Genomic DNA, 19,923 nt, shown 5'->3' with positions numbered 1-19,923 from the left:
GGTGATTCCTTCTACCTCGCAATGACGAAAACTTTTTGTACTAAAACCTAATGCAAACCCTGTTGCATCGAATATGATGCCAATGCGAAAAGCAGAAAGCCTATAGCGTAAAGCTTAATGCCTGAAGCTTACTTCAAGGTATAAAAGGTATGTAGACACCGGGCGCAGCGATAGTGCTTTAGCGGTAACATGCCCAAAAGGGTTTTGGCCAAAACCCCTCTTCGAATACGAAAGCAATCCGTACTCTTGCAATGCCGGCAACGTATCTCTTCGTGATCTGAAACGGCTTTATGTTTGATGTGATCTGAACTTACCAAATTCATTGCTCCTAGATTGATTGACTAGATCAATAATAACATTAAATAGGGGGCTAAACAAGTAAATGTGTGTGAATGGGAGGATAATGTATATGACTGTTTGCCAACGTTCTGTTCTTCCCTCGAGTTTGTTAACGGTCATCTTAATTGTGGGCCGATTTATTCGTTTACGATTGTTTTTCCCTAGATATCCTTCTGCTACGGTAAACCTACAACCGTCCGTCTACTTCAGTGCGGGGTAACAGTCCTTTGACATCATATACCACACTGGGATTTTTTAAAGCGTGCCGGAAGGATAAGTGTCGGAAACGCTCATGGGCTACCGCAAGGATCAGGGCGTCATACGTGGAAACGGCAGGCAACTTATCCAATAATTCAAAACCATATTGCTGCCGAACATCTTCTGAAATGGCCCAAGGATCGTATATGCTTACGGCTAAACCATATTCAGCCAAGGTTTGCCGGATATCAAATACTTTGGTATTGCGTATATCAGGACAGTTTTCTTTAAATGTAAAACCTAACAACAAGACCTTGCTGTTATTGATCGGGATAGCCTTTTTGGCCATCAATTTAACAACCTCATGCGCTACATATTGTCCCATGCTGTTGTTGATCTTCCGGCCAGACAAAATAACTTCCGGATAATAACCTGCTTTCTGCGCCCGCTGCGCTAAATAATAGGGGTCTACACCAATACAGTGCCCTCCCACTAAACCGGGTTTAAAAGGTAAAAAATTCCATTTGGTGGCTGCAGCTTGCAACACGTCATCGGTATCGATACCCAAACGGTTAAAGATTTTGGCTAATTCGTTTACAAAGGCAATGTTGACATCGCGTTGGGCATTTTCAATGACTTTTGCCGCTTCTGCAACTTGTATGGATGGCGCTAAATGGGTACCCGCTTGAATAATAGATCGATAAATCGTATCAATATATGCCGCAGCTTCGGGCGTAGAACCGGAGGTTATCTTTTGGATTTCGGTAACCTGATGGCTTTTATCACCCGGATTGACCCGCTCTGGAGAATAGCCAACAAAAAAATCTTGATTATAACGCAAACCGGAACGTTCGACTAATGCGGGCACACACTCTTCTTCGGTGGCTCCGGGGTAGACGGTGCTTTCATAAACCACGATATCCCCCTTCTTGAGCACCTGCCCAATGGTATTACTCACCGCCCGTAAAGCGGAAAGGTCTGGCGATTGCTGCTTGTCTACGGGTGTCGGTACAGTAACAATGTAAAAGTTACAGTTTCTTAGGTCATCAATGGAACCGCTAACCCGTAATTGCTTTTTCAATGCGGCTTCCAACGCTTCCGAGCTCACCTCCTGCGTATGATCGATAAAGTGCTGTAAAGCGGCTACACGATGCTTATCGATATCAAAGCCAACAACGGGATATTTTTGGGAAAAAGCGACGGCTAAGGGTAGGCCAACATAGCCTAAGCCGATAATACCAATGGTTATTTTCTGTTTATCCATTTTAGTTGTATTTCTTTTTTTCCGCAAAAAAGAAACAAAAAACTCGCAGCTTAAACCATCTCGAAAATCGAGATAGCTAGACATCCTTATAAAAACAGTTAAGTCGTCTAAAATCTTTTTGATTGATTCTGCTATTACAAAACCTATGGTTACCAAAGATTTTTGAGGCTGCCCTTTTTGCTAACGAACAGTTATCCCTTCGAAATATCCATAACTTCGGCCGATTTTTGGGGTGGAAGATACGAAATCTTAACCAAATAAGGCTTTGTTTTTTAAGTCTAAATGGCCAAAATCTTGATAGGCCTGTCCGCTTTTGACATACTTGATGATCTTATTTAAATGCCGCTCATGGTGCAGATCGGTACCTACCAAATCATACAATTTGTTTTTTATCATATACTGGGCGGCTTTGGCCACTTCTTTTCCATAATAACCGGTGGGCGACAGGATGTTCAACTGTAATAAGCAGCCCATTTCTTTTAAACGATGATAGGCTTCTGGCTTGTTAAAGTAAAACACATAACGCTCGGGATGGGCCATAATGGGTTTATACCCTTTTATTCCGATATCAAATATGGTGGAATCTAACTGCATGGGCTCGGCGATATAGGGCATCTCTACCAATAAATGATTGTCTGGAAAGGCTTTTAACCCGCCTGCCGCTAATAATTTACCGAATTGCTGGCCAAGCATATACTCTGCTGCAGAGTGGGTATATACACCGCCCATGCCGGCCTGCTCCATGACTTCATATAGCTTTTCATGGGCCCGATTAATCGTTTCGGGAGTATTGGGGTGCACTTCGTCGTATATATGGGGGGTAACAATAAATTGATGGTACCCAATATCCATTAAACGCTTGATAAAACTAACACCGGTATTGGCGTCTTTGACACCATCGTCAATGCCTGGCAATAAATGAGAATGGATGTCTGTGCCTATCCACGATATGTCTGAACTGCCTTTCTTTGACTTAAATATATTAAACAACATCTGGTTCTTTCCCTCTGTTCTATCTGTTTGGTTATAAGGGGACAAAAATAATGATTTTTATTTTTCTTTTGGGTCGCCAAAAGAAATAAACCGAAGAGCGTAGCGATGAGTTCATGAATGCCTTAACAAAAAAATCATTTTATTCATAAAACTCGCAGCTTAAAAATCTTTTTGAATGTTCCTGCTTTTACACAGCCTCTACTAACCAAAGATTTTTGAGGCTGCCTTTGCGCCAACGTTCTGTTCTCCCTTAAAGCTTAAAGCCTATAGCCTAAAGCTTAAAGCCTACAGCCTAAAGCGGTTTTATAAAGATGAAACGTGTTTTGCTGTATATTTGCTACAGAATAGCTGTCTTGACTTCGCTCGACATGACGGAATGCACACAACTGGCAACGCACAACTCGCAACGCACAACTAATACGCTTGCTTATCACCAATAACCATCCGCCAAAAGGTGAGAAAAATGATTTTTAGATCGAGCAGGAAGCTCCAATGTTCAATGTACCAGATATCGTGCTGAATGCGGGCTTTCAGCAATTTGGGATCTGCCGATTCGCCCCGTAAACCGTTTACCTGCGCCCAACCGGTAATACCGGGTTTAGCTTGGTGCCGCACCAGATAATTCTTAATGAGGTGGGTAGACTCGATGTTCATCAAAGAGGCATGCGGACGGGGCCCTACGACACTCATTTCGCCCCGTAAAACATTGATAAATTGTGGAAACTCGTCTAAACTGGTCTTCCGTAAAATGCGCCCGATGGGCGTAATACGCGGATCGTCTTTCTGCGCTTGCTGAAATTTGCCGTCTGTATTGATGTCTGGTGCCTTGACGTACATCGACCGGAATTTGTAACATAAGAAAGGCCGATTACGCTTTCCCCAACGTTCTTGCTTGTAGAAAACAGGACCAGGTGATCCTATTTTTATTAAAATAGCGATGATGGGAAACAACCAAGAGCAGATAAAAACCATGACAAAAAGACTGAAGAGCACATCAAATAGACGCTTCGCTGCACGATTATAGACATCTTCCAAAGGCTCGTTCCGTACACTAAGCAACGGGAACCCACCCATCATACTGAAACTGTACATGCCGGAAGACGCCATATTGAACACACTGGGAATAATCCGTAAACGAACGGCATGGGAACTTAATACGGAAGCAATTTCCCGGGTACTGAAATGCGCATCGGGCTCCTCGGTAATAAAGACTTCATCTACCTCATAAATATCTTCTAATGCCCGATCGCCAACCATCAATACCCTGCCCCCCATTCCACGGCTGCCCGTATCTGGAGATAAGGTTAAAGCCCCGTTGATATAGCGAACCAACTCATATCCATAAATTTTATTTTCGCGCAGGTAACGACAGAAACGTTGGCCATTCTCGCCTCCCCCAATAACCAAGGCACGCTTGCGTAGATAACCATGCCGGTAAAGAGACAGGTAAATGCGTTTGAGTAAAATTTTACTGAGCGGTATGAAAAAACCTAATAACACACCGTACACCACAACAAAGGTGCGCGAATAGTCTTTTTCTTTAATAGCGAATATGAACAGCACCGCCAACATGACTTGCCAAATAATCGTATTAGCGGTTTTGAATAGCTCCCGTATCTGATTTTCTTGCACGCGATCTTCATAAATACGATTAGAACGGGCAACAAAGTACCATCCGCAAATTAAAAACAATAAAAAACCAATATCAGAAAGCGCTAAGGTGTTCAATTTGGTCTGATTACCAATCATTAGCGCAATAAAAAAGGAAACGATTAAAATGCACGTATCCGTGACGACATGAGTGAAATAGAAAAAATTACGACTACTTACGTCCATATATGATCATATAATTTATTTTACTTAGCTTCTACTAGCCGGATATTTCTAGGCCGATGTTATCGCTTATGCTAGTTCTTTCTCTAGACTTTTACCTTTCTACGTATTAGCTTATCTAATTACTTTATAGGGCTGCTTTATTCGCTAACGTTCTGTTTTCTCTCCGACCTTTGTTAACGGTTATTTCCACTGTTGGCTGATTTTTTTAATTCAGACAGGCTCACAACACGCAAAGGCAACTCATAATGCTCTTCAGTAACTGTCCGGATGCTCTTGGTAAACAAAAAGTATACCGAAAACTAGTTCATGGCTTATTTATCTGATTTTTTAATACAAACCTAATCAATTCATATCAAGTAAAGAAATAACGTGGAAGAGCGGAGATTCGTCAACCGACTGTCAGTTCGTATTTATTTTTTTTAATTTAAATCTTTTTAACACTTTAAACTGTACCTTAGGGGGGCTTTGTAGAGTTTTGCGCTGGCATAAGAACGGATCACCTCAAAAAACCGTAAAGATTAGCGCACTGGAAGGTTGTTTTGTAGCTTTTTGATAAAACAATACTTGGCTATCGGATAAACAGGAAGAAAAGGATTATCGTTTTTAGGTAAACTTCCGGATAGTCATTTAAATTAAAGACAGTGGAGAGCCTATTGAATTGCATGAGCGTAATATTGCTATGGAAGAAAATAAACTACTGTTTGGCGTACTTTGTTTTGCCGTCTTGCTGGCCGTACTAGGAATTGTCAATTATAAAAGATACCGCGACAACCAGCGGCATATGCTGGAATTGGCCAATAAAAACAGAAAAATAAATCGACAATACGCCCTGCTGAAGAAGAACCATGAACAGAATAAGCTGTTATTGCGCGAAATACACCACCGCGTAAAGAACAACTTACAATTGGCAGCTTCTTTGCTAAATATTCAAGTGCGTACAACGCTTAATCCGGATGCGGTTGCTGCCTTAAAGGAAAGCAGCAGTCGACTGCATGCCATGCTTTTAGTGCATCAGGAGTTGTATAGCCAAACGCAATTAGGCCATGTAAATGTACTGAACTATACCCGAAACCTCATGGAATACCTCATTCAAAGTTATTTACCGACAACTATTAAGGTATTACCCAACATACAAATCATGGAAACAGTAGCACTGAATACGGATAAATTGACGCCCTTAGGGCTTATTATGACCGAATTAATCACGAATTCCTTGAAATACGCGAAACCCCAGCATAATCCCCTCTGCATAAGCCTAGCCTTCTCTGCTAAAGAAAAAGATGTCTATACCCTAAATTATGACGATAACGGCCAAGGATGGCCGGAAACCCTAGATCCAACGCAAAGTAAATCGATGGGCATCCGTTTGCTGCGCGATTTAAGTAAACAGCTTAATGGCAGGATAACCTTCCCGCAGCCCAAATCTTCTTTTATCACCATCACTTTTAATGATTTTTAAATGCAACCTTTACGTATAGCGATTGTTGAAGACGAAATGATTATTGCTAGCGATATGCAGGATATGCTGCTGGAGTTAGGATACCAGATCTGCGGCATCGCAGCAACGCATGCCGAAGCCTTGATCTTGGCAAAACAGGAAAAACCCGACTTATTTTTACTGGACATTACCCTTAAAGGAAAACTGGATGGTCTTCAGCTGGCGCAAGCATTACGGCAACAAAACCTGGCCTTTATCTTTGTTACCTCTCATAGCGATTATACCACCATCGGCAAAGCTAAAGAAACTCAACCCTATGGATACCTCATCAAACCCTTCTCTAAACAGGATCTCTACGCCACCATCGAAATGGCACAGGGCCATCTGCGACAGAAACCGGCCTCAAACAGCCTCTTTGTACCGCTGGGTAAGGGTAAACAAAAGGTAAGCTTAAAAGACATTCAATTTGTAAAGGCAAATGGCAATTATGTGGAGATCAAAATGGAACTTAAACGCATTGCTTTACGCAAAAACTTAAAAGAGTTTGAAGGGAAACTCCCTGCCAAGCACCATTTTATCCGGATACATAAATCGTATCTGGTCAATCGCCAGCACATTGTTTCCTACAATCAGTTTGAGGTTACCCTAAAGGATCAAACGAAAATCCCCATCGGCAGAACATACTATATGGAGATTAAATGGTTATTAGGAAGTGTTTAATTTCTTTTTCGGCCTGTCAAACAAACAGGATGGTACGCATGGGTTTATAGCACCTACCTTTGGCCTTCGAAGATACCGCCTGTAAAATTTACAAGGTGCACTGGGATGCACTACCGTTCCTGTAAATTTTGAAGCGGGAGCCTTCTTTGTTACTTTCTTCTGCGGAAGAAGAAAGTAAAAAGGATTTTTATACACAAAAACCTGACCTTGATACACATATTGAGCCGGTTAGGAATAAGATATACTTCGAATTGGCTAACTTGTATAGGACAAAAGGGTTAGAATCATCAACAAAAAAGCTTTTAACATGATTTCTTTTTTACTTGGTAATGCTTCTACAACGGTAGGTGAAGTTTTAGGAACAGACATTAGCATGGGTATGTTATCGGCTAAAGCAGATAAAATGCCTTTAAAAGAACTGATACTACACCTCAAAAATTCAGGTTATGAACATCTGATTGGTATTACGACGAAGGATCACCTGACTGCCTTTGATCCAGAAGCGGAAAATCCAGATCTCAACATAAAAATTGGCCGACTGTATTCGTTGGAAAAAGATTTGCACGAAATCCTTCATGGCCAACAAGTCTGCACCCTGGGAAAGAATTACCTCCTGATCGAAGCAGATAAAGATGCGCCGAGCAGTCACTTGGAAGACGCTGTTTTTCTGCTCCAGGTGAAAGGTTATACTCCGGTGTTGATGCAAGCCGAGCTTTATGGTCACCTGCAGGATAATTACCGCAACATTAAACGTCTTTTAGAACGAGGTTGTTTGCTCCAAATGGACATGCTGTCGCTAACGGGTTATCTCGGGACAGCGGCCAAACGTTTGGCCCACAAACTCATTCATGATAATTATGTAAGTTTTATTGGTTCTGGGGTGACTACGCCGGAAGAACATAAAAAATGCCATACGCTTTTACATTCACGAAGGTTAGCGAAACTACTGCGGGCCGCCGGCATCCGAAACCGTGAACTCATGTTTGAGGTATAAACTCGCAACTGTCAACTCACAACTGGCAACTGGCAACTGGCAACTAATACGCTTGCTTATCGCCTACCACCATATTAATAACGGTTAAGAAAATAATCCGCAGATCAAGCCAGAAAGACCAATGCTCAATATACCAAACATCGTGTGCTACCCGCGCTTCCAGTAGCTTGGGATCACTCGACTCGCCACGTAAACCGTTCACCTGTGCCCAGCCGGTAATACCGGGCTTGGCCATATGCCGAACCAGATAACGTTCAATGGTTTCTACGGATTCGATATTCATTAAAGAGGCATGAGGCCTGGGGCCTACAATACTCATATGCCCTAAAAGAACATTAACAAATTGGGGGAATTCATCCAGATTGGTTTTGCGCAACACACGACCGATAGGAGTAATACGAGCATCCCCTTTTTTGGCTTGGAGAAAACGACCGCTATTGTCTGTATCACACTGTGCAGTATACATGGAACGGAACTTAAAACAAATAAAAGGCTTATTGCGCCTACCCCAACGTTCCTGACGAAAGAAAACCGGCCCTTTAGATCCTAACTTGATGCAGATAGCCAGCAAAGGAAATAGCCAACTGCAAACGCAAGTCAAGATCAACAGACTAAATACAATATCAAACGAACGTTTTAGCCACTGGTTATACACGTCTTCCAACGGCTCTCTACGCACACTAAGCAGGGGATAATTACCTAACATACTCATCTTATATCCTAACTCCTTGGAAGGTAGTTCACCCACTTTTGGCGTTTTGGGCACCACACGCAAACGGGCGGCATAACCGGTTAAAATATTGGTTATGGTTTCTACGTCATAGGCACCACTATCCGCCTCGGCAATAAATACTTCGTCAATCTGTCCGATTTTGCCCTTACCAATGGCTACGCTATTGATCTTTTTTATAGCCGATCCATTGGCGCGGACGATGATTTTTCCGTTGATGTACTTAATCATCTGGTAACCCAGCATTTTATGCTGCTGCATGTAACGGTAAAACTTCCGGCCGGTAACGCCATCACCGATGACAATGGCCCGTTTGCACAAGATGCCTTTACTATATAGATAAACCAGTAACCTTTTGACAATGAGTTTTACTAATGGCAAACTTAAAGCCAGCAAGACACCATAGGCTAATACAAAAAAACGGGAGAAATTTACTTCCTTGACCACAAAAATAAATAAAATAGCAGCGACCACCTGAATCACCAGGCAATTGAGGGTATTGAACAATTCCCGGACTAAGGTAATCTGGGTCTGCACTTTATAAAGGCCATAAGAACGGGTAGAAAAATACCAAACGGCTAGCAAAAAAAATAAAAAACCAGCATCAATCCAGGACTGCGTTTTAAATAGGGGTGTTTGGCTAATGTAGGCCGCTAAAAAAAACGCTAAACAGACCAATACCATATCGGCAACGAAATGGATAACATAAAATACGTTATTACTTTTGGCTATCATCTTTTTTGATATCCAGGTGAATATGGTTAGTTTTTAGTTAGCAATAAGCAAATTAACACGTTTTTTTCGGAGAAAAAAATACCGTAAAAACAGTATTTTTACTGCTCAGTCTGCATGACTTGCCGAAAAAAGGCTTTTGCCAACAGGAAAAGCCCTGTTAAGACTCCAAAAAGTATGCCACCAAATACCATTCCCTTCATTTTTCCTACCCTCGTCTTGTCCAACGGTAAAATAGGACGATCCAACACTTGAATAAGGGGTTGATCATTTCGCAAGGCGATCCGTGCCAATTCTTGTTGCTTAACCAATTCACTGAAAATAGCACTATTGGCTTCTACATCTACCGAACGCTTTTGCGAAGGTACCTTGAGGGATTGAAAGGCCATGTTCGCATTGGGATGGGCCTCCGCAGCAGCAGCCACTCCACCAATAGCAGCATTTAGTTCGCGACGGACAGAATCAACCATCCGAGTTAAAACGGTTAGATTTTCGGCAGATTTTTTGGTGCGTGTTTGGGTGTAATGTTTGGTAACATTCTCAATCAGATGCTCGGCAAAAGCTTTGGAAAAAAGTTCATCGGTTGTTTTTACCGACAAACTGATAATATTCAACTTCCGATCGGGTTTCTCAATGACCAAATTCTTTTTTAACAAGGTTTTGTACATGAGTCCTAGGAGTGAATCCTGCAGATAAATTCCGCTAGTATCTGGCTGAAATACAACATGGGCTAATCTAGCATCTTTTGCCCATTGATCGCGCAAATGATTAAACCGGATATAGCGGTCTACCAATAATTCCCGTTTCCCTTGCAATTCTACCGCTGTTAAGAGCGTTTTTTGGATCATACTTCGCGATTTCAGGAATTCCATGATATTATCGTTAGAAAAAAGCCCTTGGTTACTACCACTCAAATTCAATCCGAATTGTGAAGCAATCCCTGCATAAGCACCTAATGCATTACCGGAATTTTGCTGCTCATCAATGACAAACGATACCGTTGCGGTATAACTGGTGGGTGTAAAAAAGGAATACGTTAGCCCTACGATACCCCCTATGATACCCGCTAAAACAATAGATTTCCAATGGACAAAAAGGATATGTAACGCTTTTCTAACGCTCATGACCAATTCTTTTAAAGATAATCGCTCATCGGCCTGATGCTTATTTGATCGTAAATTTTCTGCCATTTTAATGCACTAACGCTTATTTTAATAGCGAAACAACGATTGCCGCTAATGATGCTAATCCCGTACCTAAACCAAGAATTTGCGTAGCATTTAGCCGTTCTCGTGGGAGTCGTTGCGGAACAAATATTTCTGAACCTGGTTTAATCTTAGGATAATTGTTAAAAAAAAGAATTTTCTTGGTGCTTCTGGCAGATCCATTAGCATAAACAACAAAACTACGCTTGCGCAATGCTTGCTGACTAAAGCCTCCTGCTTCGGAAATATACGCCTTAAAACTTTTATTGTCCGCATACAGGGAGGTAACAGGCGATAGCACCTCACCGCTAACTTTTACGGTTTGTAATTGTTTGGGTACCCGCAAAACATCGCCTCCCTCTAACAGCAAATCATTATCTCTGCCCGGATTCGCTATAATTTGTTCCAGATTAATCCCTACATAATTGTTTTGCATGTTTTGCTCCAAATGGGATCCTGCAGGATTGTTTGTAGCCGACTGTAGGCTCTGTAAGCGCCCAATACGTTCTTGTTCCAACGCCGCTTTGGTTGCTTGTTCCTGTCTTAAATTATTACTGGTCCGATCATATAAAGGTAAGGGTACAGTACGCCTTTTAAGGGAAGCTCCTGCTACATAGGCATACGGCGTAAAACCGCCTGCTCGCTCGATCAGATCAGAAACTCTTTCGTCTTTACGAACTAAAGTATAGTCGCCTGGATAGCGTACTTCTCCTTCAATCCGTACCGTACGCTGGTATTCATAACCCGCAGAAGGCCGGACATTAACAAGATCGAATGGTTGAAGCTCAAACGTGGTATCGCTTAAGGTAAGGTTCCTATTGACACTAATGTTAAAAATATCGGCGGTATGGGCCGATGTATTGGTAAGGTCTTCTTCCGTATTATGTACCCTGCGCGCCACTTCTACCCGCTGTACGCTGGCTCCTTCGGTAAAACCACCCGCTTCTAGAATGAGCGATTGGAGCGTCATTCCTTCAGAAAACGGATATTGCCCTGGGTGGCGAACTTCGCCATTAAGGGTTACGGTATATTCTTCCCGTAAGTCGAATAGAGATGGAATGACAACGACATCCTCTCGCTTGAGTGTAATATCAGCTTGAGTTCCTGCTAATATCTCCGCAGGACTGAAACTGAGTTGTTCGCGTTGAAAATCGTCTTTCAAACGAATAAGGTATGCCCGCTTTACAAATGCGTCTTCCTTTAATCCATCTGCTTTTTTAATCAGCATAGATAGGGTTAATCCCGGACTAAGTTCATAATTGCCAGGACGGAATACCGCGCCTCTTAAGGTTATTCGATTGGTAAAACGGTCTAATATTTTTTCAATCGTAAATTGATCTCCAGCATGTGGTTCGAATTGGGCGAATTGGCTCTTTAACAAATCTTCCAACTGATATTCTTTTCCGGTTTTACGTACAACACTGATACGATCAGTATACGCGTCTTCGGTAAAACCGCCTGCATAGCGCAAAAGATCATCAAAGGTTTCTCCGGGTTTGATCTCAAAGAGCATTGGCCGCTTAACAGCGCCAATGAGCTCTACCCGAGAAAGATAAGGCGAAACTTGAATAACGTCTTGATCACGCAGGTTAATATTAGCTTTCATACTACCTGTTTGCAGAAAATCGTATAAATCTAGGTGAGCAATGACTTCTCCTCCACGAACTACTGTAATGTTACGCAGCGAACCAGTTGAAGTAGGGCCCCCTGCACTATATAGTGCGTTAAACACAGAAGCTACGGAAGGTAACGTATAGGTGCCCGGTTGAACAACCTCGCCTGTTAGAACCACTTTAATGCTACGAATGTTCCCTAATGTGATGGCTACTTTCGTGCCCCCTGTGGCCAGAGCCTTATAAACCACCGTTAGCTTTTCTTTGATCCGTTTGGTAGCTTGTTGAATGCTTGCACCGCCTACATTGACTACACCTGCATAAGGGATATTAATATTACCATCTGGACTTACCTGAAGTGAATAGCTGGCTTCTGATTGCCCGTAAATATCAATATTGATTTCATCGCCCGCACCAATGATATAGTCTAACGGTGTCGCAATCGTTAAATTGGGTTCAAAAACAGGATGGGCATTAAAAAAAAGATCGGCTCCATAAATGCGAGAACGTAAAGAGTCTTGTTTAGGTAGTGTATCGATCTTTTTCAGCGGATCTGCTAAACTATCGGTATCACCATTGATTTTGCGGACACTTTTTCGGTTTTGTAAGCCCATTTCGGTGGCATTACTGGTTCCATTTTTGGCTTCCAACTTGCTTATCCTATCTTGGAGTTTTTCCAGCTGTTCTGTGCTCATCCCACGTGCTTTTGCCATCTGCATGAGCTGTGACTCACTCAAACCGGAAGATTCTGCTTGTTGTAAAAAACCCATAATCTGACTGTCACTCAGCTCATCAACATTAATAGAACTGAGGTCTTGTGTATTGATATTCTGGGCATAGCCAGCCGTTATAACGAATAGTAATAAAGTGACAATGAATATCGTGATACGTTTAACTGACATTTGTTTTAGCATATGTTAACGGTTCAAGCTGCTCTACTTATAAACGATAGCTTACCCCTAGCTGAAATTGTACGTTGTTTTTATCTTGATGATCAAAATCCCACATGTTCTTTGCTCCTTCTTTTTCTTCTAAGGCATATTCATAATTAAAGGAATGCATATATTGGAAGCGCGCCGAAAACAGTAGGTTTTTGTAATTCCAATCTGCATGTAGGGCTCCACTAAAATCAATCCAGTTGCGCCGAACATCGCGGCTAATATCGTAATAAAGATCGTTATTATGTACATAACGTTCAAATTGTAACCCAATTTGCTGTAATCCACGCACCCAGCTTACATTTAAATTTTGCATCGTCCCCCCTGGTCCAACTCCCGAGCCCAAAATCTGCCCTAAATTGGTGTAACCGTCGCGCACCTGATAATGGGTATACCACGTCTCTCCTGCCCGTAACATAGAGGCTTTCGGCATATCCAGTTTGGTAAATTCGGCGTTAACTTGTAACATAGCACCGGAAGGCCGATTTAAATCAACGAGTTTCCGGAATCCTAAAACACTGGCTCGGGTATGGTCTGGTTGCATAATATAATCCCGAAGGTTATAAGCGTGATCATTTCGCCCATACTCTGCATAAATCTCTGCTTTGGCGGCAGGCATTACCCAACGACCGAATAACGATGCATACTGATCGCGCTTACGTCCATCCTCTTCTACATTACCTACTGATGATTTAGATGTTGGCTGGAACAACGGGAAATAATCGCTAAAGCTATTGCCCATATCGCCGCGGTATATAATAAAACTACGGGTTAAGCCAAGTGATAAACCAGGTAACCACTTGGGCTGGTAAGTTAATACCATACCGGAAATATAGCGCCAATCGTCTGGCTTAGGTACATAATAAATATCCGAAAAGGCTGGATTGCCTAAAGCTCTTGGTGGATAACCAGAAGCTTTTAGTTTACCGCCTATGATTTGTCCTTCAAAAGACCCAATTGGTGTGCGGATAGGTTTGGTGGTATTGATGGTAGCATGTAAAAACCCCGGTGCAGTATTGGTCATCAATAGGGAATTACGCATGCCTGGTCCCCACCATAAATTCTCTGTAGAGACACCAAAAGAGATCGGATCGAAAGTGAGTCGAATGCTACTTTGCCCTAAAAATGCCTTACTATAAGACCCCTCTCCAAAACGTACAGGCATATCAATATTGTTGGCATAACTGTACCAAAGACGCCAAGAATTTGGTGCGTGCTCCGGCCCAAAATCTACATATGATTTATTGGCTGCCGATACAAATTCGGGCCGGAATTGGATGCTTAGGAATTTATATTTGGCAAAGATACCGGCACTGAGCATGGTTTGAAAACCCACGTTTGGAATCATCGGGCCATCGTTTAAGCTATACGGATAGGCCGAGGTGTATTGGTTTTCCCATTGTACAGGCAGCACTTGCAGCATTCCTTCACCATTAGCTGTATAGTAAATGCCGCCATCATGACCAGCGAAACGCTCGGATGTGCTATCTGGCCAGAAAATGTTTTCAATTCCAATAGCCTGCTGGGTTAATGGTCTTATCGAAAAAGAAATGGTAGAGTCTAGCTTGCCCATCAATTGCTGCCTCCGGTAATAATCGTCTAAAAGCGGTGAACCAACCGGTAAGGTTTGGGCATAAATCTGGGAAATACCGAAAACAAGCATTCCGAGAAGTAAAAAGCACGGTTTATAGTTTTTATTTTTCATCTGTTTATTTTTTGAAGTATGTTTTTTGATTTTAATTATCTAAGACACGATTATTTTAAAAGTTTTCGATAAAAATGGCCTCGTAAACCATTAGGCATTAAGCGAAAACCGCCTCTTACCAATATATTACGTAAATATTGACCAAAATGGATAAACCCACTGGTATAAAAGGTGTGCTGCAGGCGTAATTCGGCCAAGGTTTTGCCTAATCCTCCTCTGCGCTTATAAACACCTTTGTCCATGCGAAAATACAATAAAGGTTCCTGAATATTATATGCTTGCTTATTGGCTAAGATAAATTTTGACCAAAGCAGGTAATCTTCAAAGGTACCATAAGCTTGATAGTTTCCGATAGCCAGGATGGCCTGTTTACGAAACATAACCGTTGGATGATTGAACGGTGACCGCGATTTAGCATAAGCGATAATGTCTACCATATGTTCGGGTACCTTACGTTGTGCCACGACTTCGGCGGGACTTGAAATAAATTCATTAATCCAACCGCCTACTAAATCAATTTCCGGACGGGCAGCTAAAACCGCTAACTGTTTCTCAAAACGATGGGGGAAACAAATATCATCGGCATCCATTCGGGCAACTATTTCGTATCGGCAATATGTTAAACCCTGTTGTAGGGCTGCACCCAAACCCTTGTTAACCGCTAAAGGAAGCAGGCGCAAAGTACCCGCATGTTCTCGCTGCAGTTTATCCACTAGGATCGCAAGCGCACCATCTATCGGACCATCAATAACCAAAACGATTTCACTTGGTGGCAGCGTCTGTTCTAAAATACTCTGAAAAGCTTCGACAAAATGCGCTGCAGATGCTCCCTGATGTACGGCCATTAGAACTGAGAATTCCATAAATTATGCATGGTAAAAATAATATTCCATAAGTGCTCTCCATTTTGGCATTATTGCGTCAAGACTAAATGCTTTTGCCTTTTGTTTAGCCTGCAGGCCTAATTTTTCCCTCAAACTAGCGGAAGCTAATACGCGCGCTAATTGTTTACTTAGATCATGAATATCTCCCTGCTTAGCATAAATACCGCTTACCTGGTCTTCCATCAGTTCATTCGGTCCTGCGCAATCAAAACTAACACAAGCTAGTCCGCAAGTCATTGCCTCCACAAGCACCATACCAAAACCTTCAAAGCGGGAGGGCAATACAAAAACCGATGCTTCTTTCATCTTGGCATATAGAATAGCAGTATTTCCCGCTAATATAATTTGTTGTTGCAAATTTCTCGCTTGAATAAGCGTATCCAAATCTGAACGTAAGGGCCCGTCACCATAAATCAGCAGTTTCCATTCGGGATAATGCACATGAATTAAATAAAAAGCTTCGATTAAAAGGTCAAAACCTTTCTGATGAGTAAGTCGGCCAGCAGCAACAATGACTTTTTTTTCGTAATCTATCGTATCAGACGGAGTATGTAGAAACGCATTAGGAATAAAAAAGACTTTTTTTAAGAACCTTTGATAATGGGCTAAATCATGGCGGGTTAAAACAACCAAGCCATCTAAACGCTGGTATAAAACCTTCCGAAAAAGACGCTGTAAAGCAGTTGAATAGGAATGACTAATATGTTCACATCCGATTTTTTTCGTTCTTGAGCGTCTAGTCAAAGCCAAGGTTGAGGCCAAATACCCACCTTCTGCTAACAGCATGTCCGCAGGATGATGACGAAGAAAACGATTGAGGGGTTTGATGAGTTGCAAATACCAGAAAATTCGCTTCGTTGCAGCAATAGGATATGTTTGAACACCTAACGTATATAAATGGATACGCGAATGCAGCGTATATGCCGAGGCAACCGAATGGCCATAACAGGTTAATATGCTCACCTGATAATGCTCTTGACCGGCAAATTGGTTAGCTAAAGTGCAGACGATACGCTCTACCCCTCCAACGCTTTCCAATGAAGGAAGAAAAAAGATAATGTGCCGACTAACCATACTTTTTCTTATATTTTTCAATAATAGCCAAAAAATTTTGAGCACTTTCTTCCCAATGGGTAAATTTAGCCAGTTGTACCGGATAGCCACGCATGTCTTGAGGTTCTTCCAAAGCTTGCTTTATGGCCGATTCAATTTCATTAAGGGCTAAGGGATCAACTAATACGCCATTACCGCCTAAGACTTCGGTTATCGCTCCCTGTTTACTGGCTATAATAGGTACATGCTGTTGCATGGCTTCCAACAAAGGGATACCAAAACCCTCATATAAAGATAAAAATAAGAACAGACGAGCATTTTTTAATAGTGCCTGCTTCTCTCCTTCGCTAATAAAATCAGTAAAGATGATATTTGGACAGCATGTTCCATTAAGGAGCGCACGTTGATGCGCTCGATTGGGTATACCGGTTATAACCAATAGTTCGTTGCGGAGTACGGTACTAAATAATTTTAATAAGGTTTGAATATTTTTATGGGGAGCAATTCCCGATATGGTATAGCAATACGTTTTGGACTTCAGGTGATAACGCACCAAAATTTCTTCGGAATCGGCAACAGTTATCGGCAAGACATGATTGTAAATTACTTGTGCTTCTCGGTTAAAGCGCGTGCGGATTTCATCCGCTGTAAACTGGGATACAGCCATCAGCTCGTCAACCCTACTGATCCCCCACACCAAGCTCCACTTTCGATAATACTCACCGAAGCGATGCCGAAAATAACCGGAAGTGTTTCCCACTTTTTGCATGAAAATCAAATCATGAATGGTCAGCAGCAAATGAATAGATCTTGAAAGCCAAATTGGGCCAGAATTAGACGGATACCAGAATAGATCAATGCGATCTTTTTTAGCGTAAAAAGGCAACAGTAGTTGTTCGCTAATAATTAAGTTGGCAAAGGGTAATACCCGCCAATAAAAATTAGGAGGAAGCGTTTGCGATACCGCTTGATCTACGTACAATAGGTATGTATTTTCATGATCCAGCTTCATTAAAGCCTGCACCAGCTCCCGAATATAGTAGCCTATACCCCGCGTACTTTTTATAGCGAACCGATAATCAATACCTATCTTCATTTACTTCAAAAATTTAAAGTTAAATGTATACTGAATATTTCCCTCCGAGGTATGGTCTATATAATGTTTCTGGTAACCATTAAGATTCGTAAAATAAAGTAATGTACCATACAATACATAGGTGCAGGCCAAAACCTGAGCTTCTGTTTTTTTAAATTGATAAATGATATTGGGTAAAGCAATGATCTCAAAAATCATGAGATAGAGCGAAAGCCTCGATAAGGCTTCTGTACCGATACTGGCATAGTACAAAATAACGCCCCACAAATATAAATTACAGATGATTCGGTTTCTGGGTTCCTTGATTTTATGATAAAGCAATAATACGGCGGCAAATAACAGAATGCGGATGATAAGTGTAGAGCCTCCACCAAACTCTGGTGGTGCGCTGTTAAGGTATTGTTCATAATCCGCCAATAGCAAGCTGTTACTGATATAAGGTAAAATTTTGGTGAGCGGAAAGATGATGGCCAGTGCTAAAAGTATAACCATCAGCACAGGCACCTGTTTTACATGAACAATAAAATAAAAGGGCAATAAAATGATGGCTGTTTTATGGAAAAGACAGGCTACCAGCAGTGTCAGTAGAAAGGATACAAACTGCCTATTCATAATATACTTTACGCCATAAAAGACAATACTAATCGCTAGAAACTGCCGAACAACACAGAGCAGATTAAAATAATAATTGGGCAGTAAGATGAATAACATCAGTGCTAAATACGGGTTTTTGGCATAGGTGATGATGTTGTGAAACATGAGCAGCAACGTGATAGCCGCAAAGAGGAAAAACATACTTTGATAAGCAAATCCCAATTGATTGAGCGCATAACAAATAAGACCAAAGCCAGGCTCAACGTAAGTAGAAAAGGGACCAGTAGCAGCAATTTCTCCATATATTTGAACATAAGAGTCATAATCGTTACCAATCTGATAGCGAAAGCCTGCAAAAAAGAGCAGTACCAAATAAAATAGCGCAAGTATAGTGGTATGTTTAATAAGAGATGTTTGTGTCAGGTCTTTGATCATACCAAGCACATAGATAGCTGAACAGGTTAAAAACAAAATAATCCAAGCTACCATTTTTATAACCGCTGTTTAAATAAGGATAACCATATAGGCACTACCTGTTCTGGCCAATACTGTTGCACCGAATGAAAACCTGCTTGAACCAGCTTATCCTGCAAGGGCTTATCGTTCAATAAACACACAATGGTTTGTGCAAGTTGATGCACATCACCAGCTTGGACGAGTAGTCCATTTTCCTGATGGCGTATGATCGAAGCGGGACCTACGGGGCAATCAAAACTAATACACGGCAATCCATAGCTCATAGCTTCCAAAATAACCATACCAAACCCCTCCCTTCTAGAGGGCAATACATAGATGCTTGATTGAGCAAAAATCGAACCTAAGTTTTTTTGGTTAGGTAAAAATTCTACAAAAGATTGCAGTCCTTTTTCAGCGACCATATTTTGTAAAAAAGACGCTTCGCTACCCTCTCCAACGAGGAGCAAGCTCCAATCAGCAGCCTGTTTTTTTACAAATGAAAAAGCCTCAATAAGCAAATCAAATCCCTTTTCTTTTTCTAAAGCACCTATAGCTAATACCTGTTTTTTCTTATGCGTGTCCGGAATTGAGGTAACTGGTTCTATAACATTTGGAATAAAAACGACACGTTTAAATTTTCGCTGGTATAGCTCAGCGTCGGCTTGGGTAATACAAACTACGCCCGTCAGTTTTTTATAGGCAACTAGACGAAGGTACCGCCATATGCTGGAAAGAGCAAAATAATTGGAATGTTCCCAAGCCCAATAGGAAACTGCTGAGGGATACCATCGGCGAAGAATCCCTAATAATGTAGAAGGATAGCTGCCAACCCCAATACAACAAGCTAGATCAAGCGATTTCAACACCCCTTTCAAGCGATATAGTTCCGTCCATTTTCGTTTCAATTTGGCAAAAAAGTTTGGATTGATGTTACGATCTGCATGAAGTACATGGATATGTATATCGGAGTGGAATGAAAAAAAAGGTGTAGGTTGTCCTTGATATAAACTGATGATATGCACCTCATCTTTTTCACTTAAACAATTGGCTAAAGTGGCTGTAACACGTTCCCCCCCTCGGGGTAGTGTATAATCGACCATCAAAAAAGCTATCCTCATGTATTCCTTTTCACAAT

15 protein-coding genes are annotated in these 19,923 nt (G+C 41.6%); 3 read left to right on the top strand and 12 right to left on the bottom strand.

From position 1 onward, the window contains the following. Positions 1–526: 526 nt before the first annotated feature. From ABD930_RS05975 to ABD930_RS05965, 3 genes are all read right to left on the bottom strand, one after another. Complete coding sequence (locus tag ABD930_RS05975; protein WP_345230790.1) at positions 527–1,801, bottom strand: nucleotide sugar dehydrogenase; 1,275 nt, start codon at positions 1,799–1,801, stop codon at positions 527–529. A 249-nt stretch (positions 1,802–2,050) separates the two neighbouring features. Then, positions 2,051–2,839 (bottom strand): tyrosine-protein phosphatase, encoded by a 789-nt coding sequence (locus ABD930_RS05970; RefSeq protein ID WP_345230789.1) that lies wholly within the window; start codon positions 2,837–2,839, stop codon positions 2,051–2,053. A gap of 369 nt (positions 2,840–3,208) precedes the next feature. Then, on the bottom strand, positions 3,209–4,630 hold the full coding sequence (locus ABD930_RS05965) for an undecaprenyl-phosphate glucose phosphotransferase (protein ID WP_345230788.1): 1,422 nt from the start codon (positions 4,628–4,630) through the stop codon (positions 3,209–3,211). 679 nt (positions 4,631–5,309) lie between these two features. Between ABD930_RS05965 and ABD930_RS05960 the strand changes: the two genes are divergently transcribed. The 3 genes from ABD930_RS05960 to ABD930_RS05950 all read left to right on the top strand — a co-directional run bounded on the left by ABD930_RS05960 (position 5,310) and on the right by ABD930_RS05950 (position 7,782). After that, the gene (locus ABD930_RS05960; protein ID WP_345230787.1) at positions 5,310–6,089 is read left to right on the top strand and encodes a sensor histidine kinase; all 780 of its coding nucleotides are present in this window, start codon (positions 5,310–5,312) and stop codon (positions 6,087–6,089) included. Further along, on the top strand, positions 6,090–6,788 hold the full coding sequence (locus tag ABD930_RS05955; protein ID WP_345230786.1) for a LytR/AlgR family response regulator transcription factor: 699 nt from the start codon (positions 6,090–6,092) through the stop codon (positions 6,786–6,788). 307 nt (positions 6,789–7,095) lie between these two features. Further along, positions 7,096–7,782: a CpsB/CapC family capsule biosynthesis tyrosine phosphatase gene (locus tag ABD930_RS05950; protein WP_345230785.1), complete on the top strand. Its 687-nt coding sequence runs from the start codon at positions 7,096–7,098 to the stop codon at positions 7,780–7,782. Positions 7,783–7,825: 43 nt separating this feature from the next. Here the strand turns inward: ABD930_RS05950 and ABD930_RS05945 are convergent, their stop codons facing one another. The 9 genes from ABD930_RS05945 to ABD930_RS05905 form a co-directional block, all read right to left on the bottom strand. Further along, on the bottom strand, positions 7,826–9,247 hold the full coding sequence (locus ABD930_RS05945; RefSeq protein ID WP_345230784.1) for an exopolysaccharide biosynthesis polyprenyl glycosylphosphotransferase: 1,422 nt from the start codon (positions 9,245–9,247) through the stop codon (positions 7,826–7,828). Between the two features lie 98 nt (positions 9,248–9,345). Further along, positions 9,346–10,434, bottom strand: coding sequence for a Wzz/FepE/Etk N-terminal domain-containing protein (locus ABD930_RS05940; RefSeq protein ID WP_345230783.1), 1,089 nt, complete (start codon positions 10,432–10,434; stop codon positions 9,346–9,348). A 16-nt stretch (positions 10,435–10,450) separates the two neighbouring features. Continuing rightward, the gene (locus ABD930_RS05935; protein ID WP_345230782.1) at positions 10,451–12,964 is read right to left on the bottom strand and encodes an SLBB domain-containing protein; all 2,514 of its coding nucleotides are present in this window, start codon (positions 12,962–12,964) and stop codon (positions 10,451–10,453) included. A 37-nt stretch (positions 12,965–13,001) separates the two neighbouring features. After that, positions 13,002–14,705, bottom strand: coding sequence for a capsule assembly Wzi family protein (locus ABD930_RS05930; protein WP_345230781.1), 1,704 nt, complete (start codon positions 14,703–14,705; stop codon positions 13,002–13,004). A gap of 50 nt (positions 14,706–14,755) precedes the next feature. After that, on the bottom strand, positions 14,756–15,568 hold the full coding sequence (locus ABD930_RS05925; protein ID WP_345230780.1) for a glycosyltransferase: 813 nt from the start codon (positions 15,566–15,568) through the stop codon (positions 14,756–14,758). A gap of 3 nt (positions 15,569–15,571) precedes the next feature. Then, on the bottom strand, positions 15,572–16,663 hold the full coding sequence (locus ABD930_RS05920) for a glycosyltransferase family 4 protein (protein ID WP_345230779.1): 1,092 nt from the start codon (positions 16,661–16,663) through the stop codon (positions 15,572–15,574). Then, positions 16,656–17,738, bottom strand: coding sequence for a glycosyltransferase family 4 protein (locus ABD930_RS05915; protein ID WP_345230778.1), 1,083 nt, complete (start codon positions 17,736–17,738; stop codon positions 16,656–16,658). Before ABD930_RS05915 ends, ABD930_RS05920 begins: the two co-directional genes overlap by 8 nt. Further along, positions 17,739–18,821 (bottom strand): EpsG family protein, encoded by a 1,083-nt coding sequence (locus ABD930_RS05910; protein WP_345230777.1) that lies wholly within the window; start codon positions 18,819–18,821, stop codon positions 17,739–17,741. Between the two features lie 2 nt (positions 18,822–18,823). Next, positions 18,824–19,906 (bottom strand): glycosyltransferase family 4 protein, encoded by a 1,083-nt coding sequence (locus tag ABD930_RS05905; RefSeq protein ID WP_345230776.1) that lies wholly within the window; start codon positions 19,904–19,906, stop codon positions 18,824–18,826. Between the last annotated feature and the right edge of the window lie 17 nt (positions 19,907–19,923).

The organism is Olivibacter ginsenosidimutans (assembly GCF_039542865.1).
Lineage (GTDB): Bacteria > Bacteroidota > Bacteroidia > Sphingobacteriales > Sphingobacteriaceae > Olivibacter > Olivibacter ginsenosidimutans.
The sequence above is the reverse complement of the archived record's forward strand: the minus strand, read 5'-3'. Positions and strand labels throughout refer to the sequence as shown.